Source organism: Acidovorax sp. Leaf73 (assembly GCF_916855635.1).
Taxonomy (GTDB): Bacteria; Pseudomonadota; Gammaproteobacteria; order Burkholderiales; family Burkholderiaceae_C; genus Acidovorax; species Acidovorax facilis.
This window is the reverse complement of sequence record NZ_CAKASI010000001.1, coordinates 1,362,957-1,382,436: the sequence shown is the minus strand read 5'-3', so window position 1 is coordinate 1,382,436 and position 19,480 is coordinate 1,362,957. Positions and strand designations below refer to the sequence as shown.

Genomic DNA, 19,480 nt, shown 5'->3' with positions numbered 1-19,480 from the left:
CCACATCGATTCGTTCGGGATAGACGCGGGTGCTGACGATGTGGCCGGCCCACTCGCACGGCACGGAGTAACGGTTGCGCGCGGCGGCCACCAGGCAGGTGCTGCTGACCCGGGCCAGCCGCTCGACGTAGCCGTTGAAGGGGGCCGGCATGGACATGAGGTGAGGCTTCTCCAACTCCCACATCTCGGCCACGGTGAACTGTCGGTGGATCGGATGCGTGGTGTCGCTCCACACCGAACGACACCGCTCGCTCAGCCAGGCATTGAGTTCGATGAACGAGCCGAAGCGACGGGTCGCGGCTTCGATCCAGATGCGCCTGCGGCTGTCCTGCACGTTCTTCTCCACCACCCCCTTCTCCCAGCCCGAGGCGACGTTGCAGAAGTCGGGGTCGAACAGGTAGTGGCTGCACATGGCTGCGAAGCGCGCGTTGACCGTGCGCTGCTTGCCGCGTTGCACCTTGTCCACGGCGGTGCGCATGTTGTCGTAGATGCCGCGCCTGGTGACGCCGCCAAGTGCCTGGAACGAGCGAGTGTGGGCGTCGAACAGCATCTCGTGGCCCTGGCTGGGGTAGGCCACCAGCCAGAAGGCCCGGCTGGCGCACAGCTTCAGGTGCGCCACTTGCACGTTGTAGAAAACGCCGCCGACGACCATGGCTTCGACGCTCCAGTCGAACTGGAAGGCCTCGCCCAGCTCGAAGCTCATCGGAACGAACGCCTTGGACGGACTGGCTGCCGACTCCACCCGCCAGCGACGGATGTAGTCGGTGACGGCGCTGTAGCCGCCGCGGTAGCCCTGGGCCTGTATCTGAGCAAACAAGGCACGGCCGCTGCGCCGTCCCTGCTTGGGGCGATGGCTGTCGGTTGTGAGCGCTTGATGCAGGATCGGCTCGAACGCAGTTAGCTTGCCATCGAGCTTCACCCGCTCGTACTTCGGGGCAACATCGCCGGGCGCCTTGAGCCACTTCTTGACCGTGTTGCGCGACAGGCCCGTGCGCTTTGCGATCTCGCTGAGAGAGAGTTGGTCGCGCAGCCTCATGCGCCTGACCTTGCCAATCATGTCCATGGTGATCACCTTGAATCCCTGCTGAAATTCTCAGCAGGTCAGTGGAACACCCTGGTCAATATTGGATTGGTACTTTGCGGTTTAGCTGGTCAAGATTGCATCGGCACCAACACTGCTAATGGCTGAACATGCCGTAGAAGGCTTTAAGCATCACCCGGTGCACCACGCTGCTGGTGTCAAGTTGCCGTGACTTCTGCAACTGATTCACGAGCCCTTCGCAAGCTTGGGCAATCACCGGCTCGGTGTCGATGTTGTCTGTGGTCAATGGTTGTCGTCGGGCTAGTTGGTCTCGCTTTGCCATGCATGGGTTCGGCGAAAAAAGAACACAGAGAGTTTCCAGCCCCAACGCCTATTTGCGCCGGGGTTGGTGTGCATCTCCAGATGCTGACTATACGTTGCACAATCATCAGTAGTGGTTCCCCGCCCAATTGTCAAAAGACCATTGAAACTCGCCTCTGGCATATCTGGGAATAGCCTCATCAACAGCAGAGATCTATAGCCCAGCAATCACGTCGAAGCTGGCTTGACGGTGGTGAATGGCGTCGTCTCCGACGCCTTCCAGTCCACATAGGCAGCTCAGTAGAAAGCAGTGCCTGCCGGTCTTTAGCGTGCACTGCACGTCATTCAGCCACCGCTTTGCCGCTTGTACCTGCCCCACATGCTGTCGATCATGTTGGTCGTGCGTACTCGGCGAGCCAAGTCCGGCGTTTCGTCCCGCGTATCGTTGATGACAAAGGACACGGGCATTGGCTCTGTGAGCGTAATAGCACCTGCCTGGAGTTCAACGGCGGAGCCCACATGGACCGGCTCGCCATTGACGATGCTCCATTGCGTGATTTCGCGCAGGCTCTTGTAGTTTTTGAGGTGGGCGGATGCCTTGTTCTGGAGCTCTGCCTGGGCTGAAGCGCCTTTATCCTGGACTGCCGTCGCCTTCTGCGCTTTTTCTTGGTCCAGTATGGCCAACTCTGCCTCAGCCCGTGCAATAGCGTCATCCCGTTCCGCTATCTGCTCTCTTCGAACGTCAACCGATCTCGCGAGTCGCTGTAGATCCCCCTGGAGTTGCTGGACCAGGCTGCCCCACTTCTGGACGTAGGGATCATCACTTGCTCGGCTGTAGCGCCCACAGCGCTTGGCTTCGAATTTCAACTGCGTGCCAATCCCCTTGGTCTGAAGCAGGTCCGGCTGAAACGCTGGGCAGTCCCGCATGGACTCCAGGGTCTTGAGATCATTCTGGATGGTCTTGCTGCGCTCTTCATCTTCGGCAGCCCATTGTGCGTGCCGAGACAACATTTCTGCTTTCCCGTCGCGTAGGCCTTGAACTTTGGCCTGAGCCCGTTGCAACGTCGCGTTGAGCAATGTCAGGGTGCCCTGTACTTCTTGTTCGTACAGGCCGACCACGCGCTGGGTCTCGCTGGCAAGGTACTCCTGAACCCCTTGGAATTCACAGGAGTACTCAACAATGCGCCGTCCACGCTCGTCATCGAACTCCCGCCAGTGGGGACTCGTGCATGAAACCCGGCTGTCTAGTGCTTTGCCGATTGTGGTGTCCGGCATCGCTGTCCACACGGAGTTCTTCACGATATCGATGTTGCCGGCTCCGAAGCAGCCCCCCAACAGTACTGGAGCACAGATCAGCATCAGCCGTCCGTGGGCCTTGCGCAGCGCATTCCTCGCCGTTTGGCAAAGAAGCTGGGAAGAGCCAATGGTCTTGCAATGTTGTACTACTGCCGCGGGATCAAACATCGCTGCGCGGCCATGCGCAGGAAAGAGAAAATCAAGGATTTTTTTCATGGTGATTGGAAGGTGTAAAAAATAGCGTGGATAGCGTTAGGAAGGGAAGGAAGGGGGCGGGGCAGGCCGGGGCAGGCCGATGACAGGCATCACAGCCCGTTCTCCTTGATGCACTGAATCACAGCGGCGGCGAACGCCACCTGTATCTTTTTGTGCTGCTCCGTACCGAGGATTTCTCCAAAATCGATGCCATCGATCTTGTGGGTCGCGTTCACCTTTTTGTAGGCACAAGAGCAGTTCTCGCGGCTGGCGCCCATGCTCACGCAGCCCCCCACAAACGCCCGCTCGTTCTTGGAACTACAGGCTGACAGCGATGCCGCGAGCAGGACTGCCACGGCAGTGGTCCTGACCATTGCTTCAAATCTCATAAGACACTTTCTTAAAGAGCGGGCAGGCGAGGGGAAGGCCTGCAGGGCCACCCCGTCCTTCCCCTGCACCTACGGTGTGATCTACCCCTTGCCGCAGGCAAGGCGCACCAAAATCCACAGCACCAGGAACCGACCATTTCCCAGGAGCTGAAGATCAAGAAAAACAGATAGATCCCGAACAGCGTCAGGATCACGCGGGCGATGAAAGCCATTGGCGGTCCTCGGTAGGCTTGCAAGTACGCCAGGCACTACGAGCTCATCAGCACCGCCACAAAGATCAAAACCACAATCCCCGCGATCACCGGGCCCAGACTCGGAAACAAGGCAACTGGCCACAACACGCCTTGCCCCAGATGGAACGCAAAGCTGCGAAACGGCTCCGGCCCCCAGAAATGCGCATAGACCGCGTACAGCAGTCCGATCAAGAAATACCCCGCGATCAAGATACGACCGAGCTTCATTGCAACAACTCCCTCAAAATGGAACGCCCTGCGTTCCGTGGTTAAAAACAAAAAACGCCCACAGAGTCGTTTGCAATTGAGAAGCAAACTCCGTAGATGCAAATAAAGCAGAACCGCATCCTTGCGCGGTGCCTGCCAAACCCACTCCACCCACACGGCTACCCGATCCGACCAACCTGCGCGAAGTCCTCGCGTACTGGGTGCGGCTCTTGCGCGTGCAAAAAGAGTGGTCCCAGGAGCGCCTGGCCCACGAGTGCGACCTCGACCGCACCTATGTGTCGGCCATCGAGCGCTGCAAGTGGAACGTCTCGCTGTCCAATATCGAGCGCCTGGCGCATGTTCTGGGTGTCGCACCATGGGCTCTGCTCAAGCCGCCCGAGGTGCCAGCGCCGACCAAGCGCCGGGCGAGCCAGGCACAGTAAAAGCCTGGATCCATTAGCTCCTCGCTGCCCAACCAGCCTGAAGGCTCAAACCGCCATCCATCCTCCTCTTGGGTTTGTGACATTATGTGATGCAAACTCATCAGATCAACGCAGCCACAGGGCAGCGGTTGACGCCAACGTGGCAAAGTTGGCAGGAGTGCGGTGCAGTTGCAGTGATGCCCTTCGGTGAGCCAAGTGGTCACCAGATTGCTACCATCGCGCTACCCACCGACAACACCCCGCGACAAGCCCTTTCCGAGACATGTCCACGAATCCACCTGCCACTGTCAACCGCTGTGGCTACTGCGGCGCCAGCAGCTACCACCGGGTGGTCGCGCGCGACGAGGCGGGCGCCATGCGCTACACCTCGACCCTTCAGTGCACAGGCTGCGGCCGTGAATTCACCGATCTGCAGGACTGGCGGCAGGGTGGACAGGCGGCACAATCCAATACTGCGGCCCCATAGCCGTGCCTGGGCCGGAGCATTGAGGCTGACCACCACACCCCTCTGACTCGTTGCCATCGTCGCAGTCTTCTTCTTCTTCTTCTTCTTCGTTCCCCCGCAATTCCATGCCCAGCTACTCCGAACTCCTGGCCCAGAAAAAATCCCTCGACGCGCAAATCGCCCAGGCGCAGAAGGAAGAATCCGTGCAGGCGCTGGCCACCGTCCATGAACTGATCGCGGAGTTCGGCTTCACTGCCCAGCAGGTGTTCCCCTGGAAGCCGCAGCCCAAGAAAGTCGCCGCCAAATACCGCGATCCCGATACCGGCGCCACCTGGTCCGGCCGGGGCAAGCCGCCCCAGTGGATTGCGGGCAAGGACCGCGCGCCCTTTGTGATTGCCTGAGCTGCACTGAAAAAGAGCCAGACAGCGTGGATGCACTGTCTGAGCGCCCGCCAGATCACTGGGCGCCCTGGCCCTTGCCGGGAGACAGTGTGATCGCCGAGAGGACCAGCCCACAGTCCAGTCCCCCATCCACCGTACGCGCCGACCACACCGCCCGAAACTCCGCCACCCGTACGGCTGCCTCATGGTGCGGATAGGCCCCAGGGACCAGATGCTGGTTGTGCCCCAATCCCCACCCAGGATGCACTTGTGTATCCAGGACCATGAGTCCTGAAGCCTCTGTGCACACTGCGTTGCCTGATCCATCCCCCACCGGTCTCCAAGGCCCCTCCACCCCGACCACCAGCATCCATTGAGGCGCATGGCAGGGTTGTCTGGTAGCCCCCCGTACCTCCCTGGCTATCGACTGCCAGAGCAGCAGCACCAGACCTCCGTGGTGAATTGCGTCGTGGCACAGCGCCAGCAAGTCCGAAGGTGCTTGTTCCCAGACCCGCTGAGCTTGGAATCCAGGAAGTAAGCGCTGCGCATGGCGCAACACCCCGGCCGCACTGGTCGCTGAGGGCACTGCCACCCGCTCGCCAGTGAGCAAGGCCACTGCCTGCTGCAGTGCCACTGCCCCCGTGCGATGTGGTGGCGCTCGATGCCTCACCAGAATCCCCGGAAGCACCTTGGCACCTGGTTCTGAATCCGGTCCGTATCGATAGCACGGCACCGTCTCCATCACCAGGCCTACGGCATAGCGCCGAACCAGCCCTTCAGGTGCACGCATGGGAAGCCCCCGGATCACCCGTTGCGGTGGCTCGTGCTCCCAGTGCCTCCTGCTTGCGATGCAGCTTGCCCCGTAGCGAAATCGGCGGAGATGGCGCGCTGGCCCTGCGTTTACCCAAGTCGTCACCATCCCCCGGATGCGCTCCCCCCATACCAGGCTCTGGATAGAACTCCTGGACGACCTCCACACCTTCCTCTTCCGACTCCTCGAACTCCCCCAGCGCCAAGCCCTGCCGCGCCGCTTCATCCAGCGCAGCCTGATCCAGCCCCAGCGCAGCCTGCTGCTCCCGCTCCTGCCGCGCCAACGCCACGACCTGGGCCAAGCTGCTTCCCGCTCTCAGCGTCAGATCCACGTAGTAGATCGGCGTGCGGTGCGACAGCGTGGTGGACTTCCCCCGCAGCCGAAGCTCCAGTGGCAATCCCCCCAGCAACCCACCCGACACCGCAAACAGATACCGCAGGCGTGCCGACAACGTTCGGATGCTGTTGAACCCCGTGGTTCGGAACACAAAGCTGCCCAGTTCATCGCCAGCCAAGCCTGCGTCCGTATTCCCCTCAGCCTCCACCCGCACATGCAGCCGCCCATACGGCTTGCAGTTCCCGTCCTGGGCCAGCGGACACACCGCAGGCGAAGGGCAGGGCAGGGACTGCATCCCCGACAGAGTCACCCGCTTGCAGCTCTCCCCATCTCCCACACACAGAGGTCTTCCCGAGGCCCGGTCAAACATGGTGTAGTTGGCCCGCAGGCTCAGATCCGGATCGTCAAACAGCAACCGCACCGGAATGCTGCGCAGCTTGGCTCCTGGCTCCTTGCGCAGCTGCGCATCCACAGGATGCAACACCCACCCCTCCTTGTTCTGCACCTGGCTGGTCAGCGTGAACTCATCGTCCTTCTCTGGAAGACGACGTCCTGCCTTCTCCACCACCCGCCCAATCGCAATGCGCCCGATCACGGGCGGTGTCAAAGCCAAACCTTTGAGCATGTGAATCTCCTTGTTGAATGTGAATGCGCTCCCAAAGCACAACGGGCCTCACCGTCACCGATGAAGCCCGTTTGGGGGAATGCGTTGAATGAAAATGAACCCGCCTCAGGTCTGCACCAGGAACCTCCGACTCCCAGGTTTGGGCACCGTGTAGGCCTTGACGATCTCCGGCTGCTCCTTGGCCAGCCGTGCTGTATCGAGCTGCGTCCCATCCCGGCTGCGTTTGAAACTCACCTCACCGTTCTCAAACACCGCCCGGCTGGAATCCCCCATGCGCTGCTGAATCGACTGCTTAAGCTGGGCTTCCAAGGCCGTGTTGGTCGCCAGCACCTCTCGCACCGCCAGCAGGTCAGAAAACACCGCCCCCATCACCAGGTCATGCTTGAGGTTCAGGGTGAAACCCGTGTCCCGGGGATACAGCGCCCGCAAAGCCCGGTCTGCAGAATCCGACCCATCGGCCGGAGGCGCCTGGCCCCGCTCCACATAGCCCCAGAACTCCCGCTCCAGGGTGATGAGCTGAGCGATCAGCTCCTCATCCCGCTCGATCCGAAAAATCTGCAACTCCTGGCCTCCCAGCAACACCGCGACATCCGCTGCCTGTTTGCCCGTCACGGCCAACTGGTGCTGCACCTGCAACTGCACATACTCCGGCACCCCATCGCGCCAGAGCCAGGCCCCTTGAATGCCCGCTGTCTTGCACTCCAGCAACTGGACATCCGGCGCTCCCAGCACCTCCCGGTCGATGTTGGCCAACATCCAGGGAAACTCGGGATGCTGCAGCACCGCATTGATGCGCCGCACCCGGTTGCCCGTACGGCGGGTGTAGTGCGCCGCCACGATGGGCTCCAGCAGAGAACCCCAGTACATCGGACTCAGATCGTCCGCACCTCCATCACCCGGTGGGGCAGTGGGGGCACGTCCGGTCTTCTCCATCCATAGCTCCAGCTGCGACTGGTAGGGATTGAGACCGACCGCCGCAGCCGCATCGGAACTGCCAATGCCACCCTTGCGCACCTGCAACCACTGATCGCGATCCAGGTCCTGGGTCTTGACCAGCCGAAGGGCAGGGCGGTGACGCGGTGACGCCTCAGACCCCGGTGAAACAACAGGACGAACCATGCTGACTCCTTGAAGTGAAAACAACAAAAGCAACAACAACCACGACGCCACACCGCCCCCCAAAACAAAAGACCCCGGTCCACTGAAGGAGCCGGGGTGTATGCCGTGAAGGGCGGTGAGGGTGGATGGATAAACCGCAAAGAACGGCAGACACCGTCATGACGCCAACTGCAAAGCCTGCTCCAGTGCCCGCTGCTTGAGGTTTGCCCCCTGGCCAAACCACGCACTGTCCAGGCGGTACTCCTGACTGCGCGCCCGGCGCTCGTGGTCCACGAACTCGGTGACGGCGCACAGCAGTCCCCAGGCCGTGCCCTTGGCTGCAGCCAGCTCGGCGCCCCGGCCCTGGCCCTCGTACATGGCCTGCACCTTCTTGAGCGCACGCTCATTGGTGAGACCTGCAGACGCATCCGCATGCCCATCCGTCTGGCAAAGGACCTTCAAGAAGTAGTTCATGGACTCATGGCTCTTGACCTTGCGCTCGGACAGGGTCTTCATGCGGTACATGAAGCCGTCCCATTGGGAGACAGCAATCCCCAACTGCTTCTTAACCGCCTGCGCATCAAAGCTGGTGCTGTGCGGCACCTTGATCGCGCTCGACGTTCCAGACAGGGCAATCGAGAGGGTGTTGTTGCAGACCACGCGCACTGTCGTCGGTGTGGCTGTTGTCGCCAGCGTCCCGTCGCAGGAAGTGGCCAACAGCAGATAGCCATGGACCACATCGTTGCCTTTGAGCGCCGAGGACTTGCCGGTACGGGCCAGGGCCCAGAACTTGCGCCCGGCCTTGAGGACCCCGGCGGTCTCCAGCTCATAACCAGAGACTTCCGTCAGATCCCGATAGAACTCCAGCACCTGCTTGGGTTGCACGACCTGGTAGCGGGCACTGACCACCGACAGAGGGGCCTTGTTATCGCTGCGGTACAGCACCTTCTGGTCGGGGAACTCCATGGGTTCGGCATACAGCGCGGAGACGGAAGAGGGGGTCTGGCCAACTGGGCCGGATTCCGTGGCCATGTAGCGCACGGGCGCCTCACGGATGGTCCAGTCCATGCCCGCTTCTCGGGCCCAGACATCGATGGGTTGTTTGGCAGGCAGTTGCTGGCCCAGGTTGTGCCAGGGGGTCTCACCGACATAGGCCATGGTTTGAACGAGGTGTGCCATTGGAATACTCCTTGAAAAATGAATGAAAAGAGAACGAGGGGAGGGAAGTGAGAAAAGTGACGAGCCTGAAGAGCGCGAAAAGGGCAAAAAGGGCGAGCGCTCAGGCGTACGGATCCCGAAAGCGGTACCCGCACTCCAGGCAGTGGCGGTTCTTGAGACAGTTCTGATCGACTGCTTTGCCGATCTGACAGCCGATCTCGCAGCCGACGGCGCCGCCGCTGAGGCCGCCCATGGCGGCTCCGGCGACGGCACCGAGGACAGTTCCAGCGGGGCCGACGAGCGAGCCATAGGTGGCACCGAGTTGGGCGGTGCGCAGGGCGGCTGCGGCGCCGCTGGCTGCACCGGCGACAGCGCCGATGGCGGCGCCTGCGGTGCGGCCGCGGTCGAGGGTTTCGACGCGGAGGGATTGGCATTTGGGGCAACTGAGCACGGGGAAATCTCCTTGGGGTGTGTGATGTGAAGGACGGAAGCGGGACGGAACGAGCGGCCAAAGAAAAAGCCCCGGGTGGTGAACACACGGGGCTTGTGGGGAATACGGACAGTTCTGGCGCTACCGAGACGGCATAGCGCCCGGCAGCGCTGGTGGGGCGTGCCGGACGGGGAGGCGGCTACTCGGATTGATGCTGCAACTGAGGTTCAATTCGAAGCGGTGATATGTGACTGAAAAAGTTTGGATTGGCCTGCGAGCTTCAAGCCGTCTGGCGAATCTGCCACTTGCGCATGGGAGCAGTGAACCAGTCGACTGCGCTACTGGCAGTTCGACTCAACACTGGCGTCTACAGCTTTCTCCTGGAGGCTGGTTGCTCCGCTCAACCCGCAGTCGTCGAGCGACCCCTGCGATCAAGAGCGGAGAGCCAAGACGCTGCCACCTCGATCCTTGTGATGGGCCGCACTCACATCTACGCCGGGTTGTTTCTTATTGTGAAATTTCGATTGATGAATGCCCGGTCTGCCACAGTACATTCGACGGCTACACATTTGCGCAAAAGACAACAAAACTCCCTCGCATGGCCCTCAAAAAATCCGAACTCTATTCATCACTCTGGAAGTCTTGTGACGAACTGCGCGGCGGCATGGATGCCAGCCAGTACAAAGACTATGTATTGGTACTGCTGTTCGTCAAATACGTGTCCGATAAATACGCGGGCAACCCCAATGCGCTGATCGAAGTGCCGCCCGGCGGCAGCTTTGCCGACATGGTGGCGCTCAAGAACGACAAGGAAATCGGCGACAAGATCAACAAGCTGGTGGGCCGCCTGGCCGATGCCAATGACACCCTCAAGGGTGCCATCAACGTGGCCGACTTCAACGACGAAGAAAAGCTGGGCAAAGGCAAAGAAATGGTGGACCGGCTCACCAAACTGGTCGGCATTTTTGAGGGGCTGGACTTTGGCCGCAACCGGGCTGAGGGCGACGACCTGCTGGGCGATGCGTATGAGTACCTCATGCGCCACTTCGCCACCGAAAGCGGCAAGAGCAAGGGCCAGTTCTACACCCCGGCTGAAGTCTCGCGGGTCATGGCCCAGGTCATCGAACTGGGCCGCGCCACCAGTGGCAAACAAAGCATTTTTGACCCTACCTGCGGGTCTGGGTCGCTTTTGCTCAAGGCGCACGACGAGGCCAAAAGCCGCACCGGCCTCGACCTGGCCCTGTACGGCCAGGAGATGGACAACGCCACTGCAGCACTCAGCCGCATGAACATGGTGCTGCACGACTGCCCCACCGCCGAAATCTGGCGCGACAACACCCTGGCCAACCCGCACTTCCTGTACATGGGTGCGCTCCAGACTTTCGACTACGTGGTGGCCAACCCACCGTTCAGCACCAAAGCCTGGAGCAACGGGTTCGATCCGCAGAACGACCTGTTCAGCCGCTTTGAGTACGGCGTGCCCCCGGCCAAGAATGGCGACTTCGCCTTTTTACTGCACATCCTCAAAACCCTCAAGAGCACCGGCAAGGGCGCGGTGATCTTGCCGCACGGCGTGCTGTTTCGCGGTGGGGCCGAGGGCAGCATCCGCGCCAACATCGTCAGGCGGGGCTTCATCAAAGGCATCATCGGCCTGCCTGCCAACCTGTTTTACGGCACCGGCATACCGGCCTGCATCATCGTGCTGGACAAAGAGGGCGCCGCCGGCCGCGCCATGGAAGGGGGTGGCATCTTCATGGTGGACGCCAGCAAGGGCTTCATCAAGGATGGCAATAAGAACCGTCTGCGCGCCCAAGACATGCACCGCATCGTGGACACCTTCACCCGGCAAGACGGCAGCGACCCCAAATACGCCCGCCTGGTGCCACTGGCCGAGATTGCCGCCAACGACTACAACCTCAACCTGCCGCGCTATATCGACAGCACCGAGCCCGAGGACTTGCAAGACATTGAAGCCCACCTCAAGGGCGGCATACCCCTCGCGGACATTGATGGCCTGCAGGGCTACTGGCAGGTGCTGCCTGCCGTGCGCCAGGCGCTGTTTGCGCCGGTGGCAGACCCCGAGCGTTGCAGCGCCTATTGCCAACTGACGGTAGAGCCCAGTCAGATCAAACCCACCATCTTCGGCCACAGCGAGTTCACCACCTTCAACCAAACGGTGACGGAGCGCTTTGCCACCTGGAAGGCCGCCCACACGCCGCTGCTCACCGGCATCCAGTTGGGCGACCGGCCCAAGGCGCTGATTGAAAACCTGTCCGAGAGCCTGCTGCAAGCGTTTGACGCCGCGCCGCTGATTGACGCCTACGACGTGTACCAGCACCTGATGGACTACTGGGCCGAGTCTATGCAAGACGATGTGTGGATGATTGCCACCGACGGCTGGCTGGCCGTGCAAGATGGCAAGCCCAATGTGGACCTGATTCCTACCGCCCTGGTGGTGGACCGCTACTTTGCCGCTGAGCAGCAAGCGGTGGAGGCGCTGGAAGCCGAGCGCGATGCCATCACCCGCCAGATGGAAGAGCAGGACGAAGAGCACGGCGGTGAGGGCGGTCTGTTGGAGGAAGGCAAAACCGATAAAGGCAAGCTCACCGCCAAGAGCGTGAAAGATCGGCTCAAGAAGCTGCAAGCCGTCACCAAACCCGATGAGCTAGCAGACGCCCAGGATGAAATCAAAGCCCTGAAAGCCTACGCTGCTCTGCTGGAGCAGGAGGCAACCGCCAGCAAAAAAGCCAAGGACGCCCAAAAGGCGCTGGACGCCAAAGTGACCGCCAAGTACGCGCACCTGGCCGTGGCTGACATCCAGACCCTGGTGGTGCAAGACAAATGGCTGGCCACCCTGACCGCCAGCGTGCAAAGTGAGCTGGACCGCGTCAGCCAGGCCCTGACCGGCCGCATCCGCCAGCTGGCTGAGCGCTACGCCACGCCGCTGCCTGCGCTGGGTGATGAAGTGGAAGTGCTGGCCAGCCGGGTGGGCGAGCACCTGAAAGCGATGGGGTTCGTATGGAACTGAGGGCGGGGTACAAGCAGACCGAGGTGGGGGTGATTCCAGAGCGCTGGGCAGTAATGTCTTTCCAGCACTTACTGGATTTCCGAAATGGAATAAACGCTGACAAAGGTGCCTACGGAAAGGGTCTGCCTTTTGTGAATGTCCTTGAAGTAATCACAAAAGGACACCTCAAAGCTTCAGACATTCCCGGCCGCGTGACGATTGCAAAGAGTGTTGCCGAAGTATTCACGGTTCGTCGAGGCGACATGGTGTTCAACCGAAGTTCAGAAACACCTGAGGAAGTTGGGTTGTCGTCTGTTTATTTGGATACCCAACCTGCGGTCTTTGGTGGCTTCGTTATCCGTGGGCAATTCAGAAACGATTTAGTAGACCCAATTTATTCTGGCTACGCATTCCGCGCACCGGCGATTCGGAAGCAAATTGTGGCTAGGGGGCAAGGTGCAATCAGGGCTAACATCGGGCAGGCAGACCTTAAACAAGTTGTTGCGCCAATCCCACCAATGCCCGAACAGTGCGCCATCGCCACTGCCTTGTCGGATGTGGACGCCCTGCTCGCCAAGATCGACCAGCTCATCTCCAAGAAGCGCGACCTCAAACAGGCCGCCATGCAGCAACTTCTCACCGGCCAGACCCGGCTGCCGGGGTTTAGTGGGGAGTGGGAGGTGAAGCGCGTTCGAGAGTTTACGGATTGCACGTCTGGCGGCACACCAAGTACTTCAAACGCAAATTACTGGGGAGGCTCAATACGGTGGATGAGTTCAGGTGAGTTGAATCTCAAATTGGTGGCAGAAGTTGAGGGCAGGATTACAGCCAATGGCTTACGCAATTCGAGTACAAAAATGATTCCCGAAAGGTGCGTGTTGATCGGTTTGGCGGGACAGGGAAAGACGCGCGGTACGGTAGCCATGAATCTTGTCGAACTTTGCACCAATCAGTCTATAGCCGCGATCCTGCCGAGTCAGACATTTGTGCCCGAATATCTCTACTACAACCTTGACGCTAGATACGATGAACTGCGCGGACTCTCGACAGGGGATGGCGGCAGGGGGGGGTTGAATTTGACAATCATTCGGGCGTTGAGCGTTCCTTTTCCAAAATTGGCCGAGCAAACCGCCATTGCTGCCGTCCTCTCCGACATGGACGCCGAACTCGCCACCCTGGAAGCCCGCCGCGACAAAACCTGTGCGCTCAAGCAGGGGATGATGCAGGCGCTGCTGACCGGCCGCATCCGGCTGGCAGGGGCTAATTAATGGCCAAATCGGCCTCTAGCGCTCGTAGGATGTGCGTAAGAAGCTATCAAAACAATAGCGTTTACAGCGCCCTATGACCCAGCCCCACCTGGCCTCGTCGTTCTACATCGGCTGGGATGTGGGGGGATGGAACTGCGAAAAGAACGGCAAGAGCCGCGATGCCATCGTCATTCTCGACGCGGCCTTGCAGATCGTCGGCAAGCCATGGCGCGGCAATCTGCGCACCACCCTCAACGCCGTCAATCGGACGGATGCTTTCATCGACGCCTTGTTTGCTCTGTGTGGCTGCTCCAGCGGGCTGGCATTGGGGGCTGAGGCTGCGCAGCCCCCGGCCCCTCGCATCGCCCTGGCCATCGACACACCGCTGGGTTTCCCACAGGCGTTGGTGGAGCTGGTCACGGGCTTTCAGTGCGTGGAGCCCATCGGCCAGTCCAGCACCAACCCCTACTTGTTTCGCCACACTGAGCGGTTTTTGTCTGCGCATGGCCTGAAACCTCTGTCTGCCGTCAAAGACATGATCGGCAGCCAGGCCACCAAGGGGATGCACGTCCTGGCCAAGTTTGCGCTGCATCGCACAAGCTGCGGGGTCTGGACAGATACCCGCCATTTGGTGGCCATAGAAGCCTACCCATCAGCCTGCAAGACGTCTCACATCATGGCAAAGCTGCTCCAGGGCTTCCCCGCGCTGGACCATCCGGACCAGACCGACGCGCTGACCTGTGCGCTGGTGGCGTACCTGTTTGATCAGCGGCGGGAGGCCTTGGCGGCGCCGTATGCCAGTGTGCCGCCCAGCGAGGGGTGGATTTGGGTGACGAGGGATTCGCTGGCATAGTTGGGGATAGGAGGGGTACACATCAATGAAGAACTATTACCGTGTGATGCAGGGTCGGGGTGGTGCTTATGCATCGACCGCACATGCCGGGGGGTACATCGGTGCAAACTTTGAGATTCCGCAGAACCTGAATGCAGATCTGGGTGACGACTGGCGTGCGTTCAACAAGAAGTTCGTTCCCATCTTCATGGCCAGGCATCCGGGCAAGACAAAGATTGGGGCAGGCTTGGCGTGCGGTGCGCTTTGGACAATAGCCAAAGGCATTGCCAAGGGTGACCTGGTGATCTCGCCCGACGGCACAGGCACCTACTTTGTGGGGGAGGTCAGTGGCGACTATTTCTATGTGGACGGAGAGCCATTTCCTCACCGTCGCCCAGTGAGGTGGTTATCACAGACCATTCAGCGTGCAGATATGAGCGAGGCGCTGCGCAATTCCACTGGTTCCATCGGCACCGTGAGCACTATCACCAAATACGCTGCGGAGATTGAGCAGTTGATTGGCGTGACGGTAGCGCCCGCCAGCCCATCGTCCGATCCAACGGTCGATGACCCTGTGGCTTTTGCCATGGAGAAGCACCTTGAGGATTTTCTGGTGAAGAACTGGGCGCAGACAGACCTGGGCAAGGACTACGACATCTTTGCGGAAGACGGCGAACTGGTGGGCCAGCAGTACCCTACGGACACCGGCCCGATGGATGTGCTGGCCATTAAAAAAGACAAAAGTGAACTGCTGGTGGTGGAGCTCAAGCGCGGCCGCGCCAGCGATGTGGTGGTTGGCCAGGTGTTGCGCTATATGGGTTTTGTGAAGGAAGAGTTGGCCGAGCCTGCTCAGGCTGTACGCGGTGTGGTCATTGCTTTAGAGGATGACATTCGAATACGCCGGGCACTGGCGATGACGCCAACGATTGACTTTTATCGGTATCAGATGACGTTCAAGCTGCTGAAGGGCAACCCTTGAGCAGCACCGTCGGCCAGATCGAAAAACAAACCCAGGCCCGCATCGTCGAGCTGTTGCGCGACCGCCTGCACTACACCTACTTGGGCAACTGGATAGACCGCGCAGGCAATGCCAACATCGAGCCCGAGCGCCTGACAGCATGGCTTGTCAGCCAGGGCGTAGCCCCCGTATTGGCCAGCCGCGCCCTCTTTGAGCTGCAAAAGGTGGCCAGCGACACCAGCCAAACCCTGTACGACCGCAACCGCGAGGTGTATCGCCTGCTGCGCTACGGCATCAAGCTCAAGCCCGAGGTGGGCGAGAACACCCTCACCGTCTGGCTGATCGACTGGCAGCATGTGGACGCCAACGATTTTGCCTTTGCCGAAGAGGTCACGGTGAAAGGCGCAGAGCCCAAGGCTGCCACCAAGCGGCCCGACATCGTGCTCTATGTGAACGGCATCGCCCTCAGTGTGCTGGAGCTCAAGCGCTCTACCGTTTCAGTGTCCGAGGGCATCCGCCAGAACCTGGACAACCAGAAGAAAGAGTTCATCCAGCCGTTTTTCTCCACCCTGCAGTGGGTGATGGCGGGCAATGACACCGAGGGCCTGCGCTACGGGACGATCGAGACGCCCGAGAAGTACTACCTGAAATGGGTGGAAGAGGGCGGCGACTTTGCCGCCGAGCCCAACGCGCTCGATCGGCACCTGTTGCAGGTGTGCAGCAAGGCGCGGCTGCTGGAGCTGGTGCACGACTTTGTGGTGTTTGACGCAGGCACCAAAAAGCTGTGCCGCCAGAACCAGTACTTTGGCGTGAAAGAGGCGCAAGCGTTCATTGCCCGGCACGAGGGCGGCATCATCTGGCACACCCAGGGCAGCGGCAAGAGCCTGACCATGGTCTGGCTGGCCAAGTGGATTCTGGCCAACCGCACGGGTGCGCGAGTGCTCATCATCACCGACCGCACCGAGCTGGACGAGCAGATCGAAAAAGTCTTCAAAGGAGTCAGCGAAACCATCTGCCGCACCAAGAGCGGTGCAGACTTGATTGAAAAGCTCAACGACACCGAAGAGACGCTGCTGTGCACCCTGGTGCACAAGTTTGGTGGCAAGGGGGGCGACGATGACGACGAGGGCGACGCCGCCAGCAAGGAAGCCACCAAGGCCTTCGTGGCGTCGCTACGCAACCTGCCCAAAGACTTCCAGGCCAAGGGCGACATCCATGTGTTTGTGGACGAATGCCACCGCACCCAGAGCGGCGACCTGCACGAGGCCATGAAGGCGCTGTTGCCCAATGCGGTGTTTATTGGCTTTACCGGCACGCCGCTGCTCAAGGACGACAAGCAAAAGAGCATTGAGGTGTTTGGCCGCTACATCCACACCTACAAGTTTGATCAGGCCGTGCGCGAAGGCGTGGTGCTGGACCTGCGCTACGAGGCGCGCGACATCGACCAGTCCATCACCTCGCAAAAGAAGATTGACGACTGGTTTGACGCCAAGACCAGCGGTTTGAACGACCTGGCCAAGGCCCAGCTCAAGCAGAAGTGGGGCACCATGCAGCGGGTGCTGTCCAGCCAGTCGCGGCTGGAGCAGATCGTGTCCGACATTCTGCTGGACATGGCCACCAAGCCGCGCCTGATGGATGGGCATGGCAATGCCATGTTGGTGGCGGGCAGCATTTACGAAGCCTGCAAGTATTACGAGTTGTTCAACAAAACCGAGCTCAAAGGCAAGTGCGCCATCGTGAGCAGCTATGCGCCCCATGTGGCCGACTCCAAGGGCGAGACCACGGGTGCAGGGGATACCGACAATCTGTTCAAGTACGGCGTGTACCGGCAGATGCTGGCCGACTGGTTTGGCGAACCCCCTGAATTCGCACAAGGAAAGGCCGACAAGTTTGAACTGGCGGTGAAGAAGAAATTCATCGACGAGCCAGGCCAGATGAAGCTGCTAATCGTGGTGGACAAGCTGCTGACCGGTTTTGATGCGCCATCGGCCACCTACCTCTACATCGACAAGAAGATGCAGGACCACGGCTTGTTCCAGGCCATTTGCCGGGTGAACCGGCTGGATGGTGATTCCAAAGAATACGGCTATGTAGTGGACTACAAAGACCTGTTCAAACGGTTGGAAGGCGCCGTGCAGGACTACACCAGCGGCGCGCTGGATGGCTATGACGCGGAGGATGTGAAGGGCCTGCTGGAAGACCGTGTGGACAAGGCGTGCGAGAACCTGGAGGATGCGCGGGAGGCAGTGAAGGCGCTTTGCGAGCCGGTGGGTCCAGCCCGCGACACAGTGGCATACCTGAGCTATTTCTGCGCCAAGGAATCCGGCAACGCGGAGCAACTGAAAGAGAACGAACCTAAGCGGCTCAAGCTCTACAAGTTCACCGCCAGCCTGCTGCGAGCCTACGCAGCCATTGCCAGCGAACTGACAGAGGCCGGGTACGGCGAGAAAGAAATCGCCATCATCAAGGCCGAGGTGGACCACTACGCCAAGGTGCGCGATGAGGTGAAGCTGTCCAGCGGCGACTACATCGACCTCAAGGCGTATGAGCCCGCCATGCGGCACCTGATCGACACTTACATTCGCGCCGACGACAGCGAAAAGATTTCGTCGTTCGACGACCTGACGTTGATCCAGTTGATTGTGGAGCGCGGGCCAGATGCGGTAGACGCCTTGCCCAGTGGCATCCAAAAGAGCGAAGAAGCGGTGGCAGAGACGATTGAGAACAACGTGCGCAAGTTGATCATCAACGAGTCGCCGGTGGACCCAGCGTACTACGACAAGATGTCCAAGCTGCTTGATGCCTTGATCGAGCAGCGGCGCAAAGGCGCGGTGAGCTACATGGAGTACTTGCAGAAGGTGGCCACGTTGGCGCAACAGTGCACCGTGCCTGGTGGCGACGGGCCAGGTTACCCGTCGGCCATCCACACGCCGGCATTGCGCGCGCTGTACAACAACTTGCACAGCAAGCTGCCCGATCTGGCCGTGGCCGTTGATGCAGCCATCAAGGCCAGCCTGCAGGCTGGCTGGCGCGACAACTCCATGAAGGTCAAAAAGGTCCGGCTGGCAATACGGCATGTGCTGGCCACGGCGGTACCGACAGATTCCAGGTTGGGGGGGGATGACGTGGGTGCGGCTATCGCTGCGCCACTGGACCTGGAAAAAGAGACCGACCGCATCCTCGAACTGGCAAAGCAGCAGCAACATGACTATTGAGGCGCAGCCTGCCGCCGTGAAACGCATAGCGGTCAGTGGCATTGCGGTGGAGGTCGTTCGCAAGGACATCAAAAACTTGCACCTGGGCGTGTACCCCCCACTGGGCCGGGTGCGGGTGGCCGCGCCGCTAGTCATAAGTGACGAGGCCGTGCGGCTGGCGGTGATCGACAAGCTTGGTTGGATCAAGCGCCAACGTGCGCAGTTTGCCAATCAGCCTCGCCAGTCCGAGCGTGAAATGGTCAATGGCGAAAGCCACTATGTTTGGGGCCGCCGCTACCGGCTGCGGGTGCATGAGCAAAGCGGACCAGCCCGCGTGGCGTTGCGCGGTATTGCCTCCATCGACCTGTTCGTGCGGCCGGGCAGCACCGTGGAGGCCCGCCAGAGTGTCCTCCAGGCCTGGTACCGCGTGGAGTTGCGGGCTGCTGTTGCCAACTTGTTGGCGCAATGGCAGCTACTGCTGGGTGTGCAGGTGGCGGGCTGGGGCATCAAGAAGATGAAAACCAAATGGGGTTCCTGCAATGTGCAGGCACGGCGCATCTGGCTGAACCTGGAGCTGGTCAAAACTCCGGTGCGGTGTCTGGAATACATCGTGGTGCATGAGCTTGTGCACCTCATCGAGCGGCACCACAATGAACGCTTCACGGCGCTCATGGATCAGCACCTGCCTGACTGGCCGCAGCGCCGCCAGTTGCTCAATGCGACGCCGCTTGGGCATGAGCAATGGTCTTACTGAGGAATTTTTGGGAATTTCTTGGACAGTTGTTGATTGGCCCGCTTTTAGCCGATAGTGCGCGCTCGTGGGCGAAGGCTGGATGACTGCGACCGCTGCGGAC

Annotated in this window: 18 protein-coding genes; 10 read left to right on the top strand and 8 right to left on the bottom strand. The window is 60.4% G+C overall.

Going from position 1 to position 19,480, the window contains the following annotated elements; genetic code table 11:
- From istA to LPA35_RS06395, 5 genes are all read right to left on the bottom strand, one after another.
- Positions 1-1,063 (bottom strand): IS21 family transposase (istA, locus tag LPA35_RS06415; protein WP_228895888.1); only part of this gene is annotated, 1,063 nt, incomplete at its 3' end.
- Between the two features lie 115 nt (positions 1,064-1,178).
- On the bottom strand, positions 1,179-1,328 hold the full coding sequence (locus LPA35_RS06410; protein ID WP_228895887.1) for a hypothetical protein: 150 nt from the start codon (positions 1,326-1,328) through the stop codon (positions 1,179-1,181).
- Between the two features lie 359 nt (positions 1,329-1,687).
- Positions 1,688-2,854: a hypothetical protein gene (locus LPA35_RS06405; RefSeq protein ID WP_228895885.1), complete on the bottom strand. Its 1,167-nt coding sequence runs from the start codon at positions 2,852-2,854 to the stop codon at positions 1,688-1,690.
- Between the two features lie 89 nt (positions 2,855-2,943).
- Positions 2,944-3,189 (bottom strand): hypothetical protein, encoded by a 246-nt coding sequence (locus tag LPA35_RS06400; protein ID WP_228895883.1) that lies wholly within the window; start codon positions 3,187-3,189, stop codon positions 2,944-2,946.
- Between the two features lie 281 nt (positions 3,190-3,470).
- Positions 3,471-3,683 (bottom strand): hypothetical protein, encoded by a 213-nt coding sequence (locus LPA35_RS06395; RefSeq protein WP_228895882.1) that lies wholly within the window; start codon positions 3,681-3,683, stop codon positions 3,471-3,473.
- 128 nt (positions 3,684-3,811) lie between these two features.
- Here LPA35_RS06395 and LPA35_RS06390 point away from each other — a divergent pair, with 128 nt between their 5' ends.
- The 3 genes from LPA35_RS06390 (at position 3,812) to LPA35_RS06380 (ending at position 4,951) form a co-directional block, all read left to right on the top strand.
- Entirely contained in the window at positions 3,812-4,105 is a 294-nt protein-coding gene (locus LPA35_RS06390; RefSeq protein ID WP_228895881.1) for a helix-turn-helix domain-containing protein, read from the top strand.
- A gap of 262 nt (positions 4,106-4,367) precedes the next feature.
- Complete coding sequence (locus LPA35_RS06385) at positions 4,368-4,571, top strand: hypothetical protein (protein ID WP_228895879.1); 204 nt, start codon at positions 4,368-4,370, stop codon at positions 4,569-4,571.
- 104 nt (positions 4,572-4,675) lie between these two features.
- Entirely contained in the window at positions 4,676-4,951 is a 276-nt protein-coding gene (locus tag LPA35_RS06380; protein WP_228895877.1) for an H-NS family nucleoid-associated regulatory protein, read from the top strand.
- A 755-nt stretch (positions 4,952-5,706) separates the two neighbouring features.
- Here LPA35_RS06380 and LPA35_RS06375 read toward each other — a convergent pair.
- From LPA35_RS06375 to LPA35_RS06365, 3 genes are all read right to left on the bottom strand, one after another.
- On the bottom strand, positions 5,707-6,702 hold the full coding sequence (locus LPA35_RS06375) for a phage capsid protein (protein ID WP_228895875.1): 996 nt from the start codon (positions 6,700-6,702) through the stop codon (positions 5,707-5,709).
- Between the two features lie 105 nt (positions 6,703-6,807).
- On the bottom strand, positions 6,808-7,821 hold the full coding sequence (locus tag LPA35_RS06370; protein ID WP_228895873.1) for a YqaJ viral recombinase family protein: 1,014 nt from the start codon (positions 7,819-7,821) through the stop codon (positions 6,808-6,810).
- A gap of 156 nt (positions 7,822-7,977) precedes the next feature.
- Positions 7,978-8,979, bottom strand: a complete 1,002-nt coding sequence (locus tag LPA35_RS06365; protein ID WP_228895871.1) for a DUF932 domain-containing protein — start codon at positions 8,977-8,979, stop codon at positions 7,978-7,980.
- A 22-nt stretch (positions 8,980-9,001) separates the two neighbouring features.
- Here LPA35_RS06365 and LPA35_RS06360 point away from each other — a divergent pair, with 22 nt between their 5' ends.
- The 7 genes from LPA35_RS06360 to LPA35_RS06330 all read left to right on the top strand — a co-directional run bounded on the left by LPA35_RS06360 (position 9,002) and on the right by LPA35_RS06330 (position 19,380).
- Positions 9,002-9,439 carry a hypothetical protein gene (locus tag LPA35_RS06360; RefSeq protein WP_228895869.1) on the top strand — a complete coding sequence of 146 codons (438 nt, stop codon included), beginning with the start codon at positions 9,002-9,004 and terminating at the stop codon, positions 9,437-9,439.
- Between the two features lie 547 nt (positions 9,440-9,986).
- On the top strand, positions 9,987-12,416 hold the full coding sequence (locus LPA35_RS06355; protein WP_228895867.1) for a class I SAM-dependent DNA methyltransferase: 2,430 nt from the start codon (positions 9,987-9,989) through the stop codon (positions 12,414-12,416).
- Positions 12,407-13,663, top strand: a complete 1,257-nt coding sequence (locus LPA35_RS06350) for a restriction endonuclease subunit S (protein WP_228895865.1) — start codon at positions 12,407-12,409, stop codon at positions 13,661-13,663. Before LPA35_RS06355 ends, LPA35_RS06350 begins: the two co-directional genes overlap by 10 nt.
- A gap of 73 nt (positions 13,664-13,736) precedes the next feature.
- The gene (locus LPA35_RS06345) at positions 13,737-14,495 is read left to right on the top strand and encodes a hypothetical protein (RefSeq protein WP_228895863.1); all 759 of its coding nucleotides are present in this window, start codon (positions 13,737-13,739) and stop codon (positions 14,493-14,495) included.
- A gap of 25 nt (positions 14,496-14,520) precedes the next feature.
- Complete coding sequence (locus LPA35_RS06340; protein WP_228895861.1) at positions 14,521-15,453, top strand: endonuclease NucS domain-containing protein; 933 nt, start codon at positions 14,521-14,523, stop codon at positions 15,451-15,453.
- Positions 15,450-18,647, top strand: coding sequence for a type I restriction endonuclease subunit R (locus LPA35_RS06335; RefSeq protein WP_228895859.1), 3,198 nt, complete (start codon positions 15,450-15,452; stop codon positions 18,645-18,647). The genes LPA35_RS06340 and LPA35_RS06335 overlap by 4 nt, the downstream gene beginning before the upstream one ends.
- Positions 18,637-19,380 (top strand): M48 family metallopeptidase, encoded by a 744-nt coding sequence (locus LPA35_RS06330; protein WP_228895857.1) that lies wholly within the window; start codon positions 18,637-18,639, stop codon positions 19,378-19,380. Before LPA35_RS06335 ends, LPA35_RS06330 begins: the two co-directional genes overlap by 11 nt.
- Positions 19,381-19,480 lie beyond the last annotated feature (100 nt).

What these genes read in the sequence shown, in the direction of transcription:
- LPA35_RS06330 (WP_228895857.1), top strand. Translation starts at nt 18,637, where the DNA reads ATGACTATTGAGGCGCAGCCTGCCGCCGTGAAACGCATAGCGGTCAGT.
- LPA35_RS06355 (WP_228895867.1), top strand. Translation starts at nt 9,987, where the DNA reads ATGGCCCTCAAAAAATCCGAACTCTATTCATCACTCTGGAAGTCTTGT.
- LPA35_RS06375 (WP_228895875.1), bottom strand. Translation starts at nt 6,702, where the DNA reads ATGCTCAAAGGTTTGGCTTTGACACCGCCCGTGATCGGGCGCATTGCG.
- LPA35_RS06385 (WP_228895879.1), top strand. Translation starts at nt 4,368, where the DNA reads ATGTCCACGAATCCACCTGCCACTGTCAACCGCTGTGGCTACTGCGGC.
- LPA35_RS06365 (WP_228895871.1), bottom strand. Translation starts at nt 8,979, where the DNA reads ATGGCACACCTCGTTCAAACCATGGCCTATGTCGGTGAGACCCCCTGG.
- LPA35_RS06395 (WP_228895882.1), bottom strand. Translation starts at nt 3,683, where the DNA reads ATGAAGCTCGGTCGTATCTTGATCGCGGGGTATTTCTTGATCGGACTG.
- LPA35_RS06350 (WP_228895865.1), top strand. Translation starts at nt 12,407, where the DNA reads ATGGAACTGAGGGCGGGGTACAAGCAGACCGAGGTGGGGGTGATTCCA.
- LPA35_RS06405 (WP_228895885.1), bottom strand. Translation starts at nt 2,854, where the DNA reads ATGAAAAAAATCCTTGATTTTCTCTTTCCTGCGCATGGCCGCGCAGCG.
- LPA35_RS06345 (WP_228895863.1), top strand. Translation starts at nt 13,737, where the DNA reads ATGACCCAGCCCCACCTGGCCTCGTCGTTCTACATCGGCTGGGATGTG.
- LPA35_RS06380 (WP_228895877.1), top strand. Translation starts at nt 4,676, where the DNA reads ATGCCCAGCTACTCCGAACTCCTGGCCCAGAAAAAATCCCTCGACGCG.
- LPA35_RS06340 (WP_228895861.1), top strand. Translation starts at nt 14,521, where the DNA reads ATGAAGAACTATTACCGTGTGATGCAGGGTCGGGGTGGTGCTTATGCA.
- LPA35_RS06370 (WP_228895873.1), bottom strand. Translation starts at nt 7,821, where the DNA reads ATGGTTCGTCCTGTTGTTTCACCGGGGTCTGAGGCGTCACCGCGTCAC.
- LPA35_RS06360 (WP_228895869.1), top strand. Translation starts at nt 9,002, where the DNA reads ATGAAAAGAGAACGAGGGGAGGGAAGTGAGAAAAGTGACGAGCCTGAA.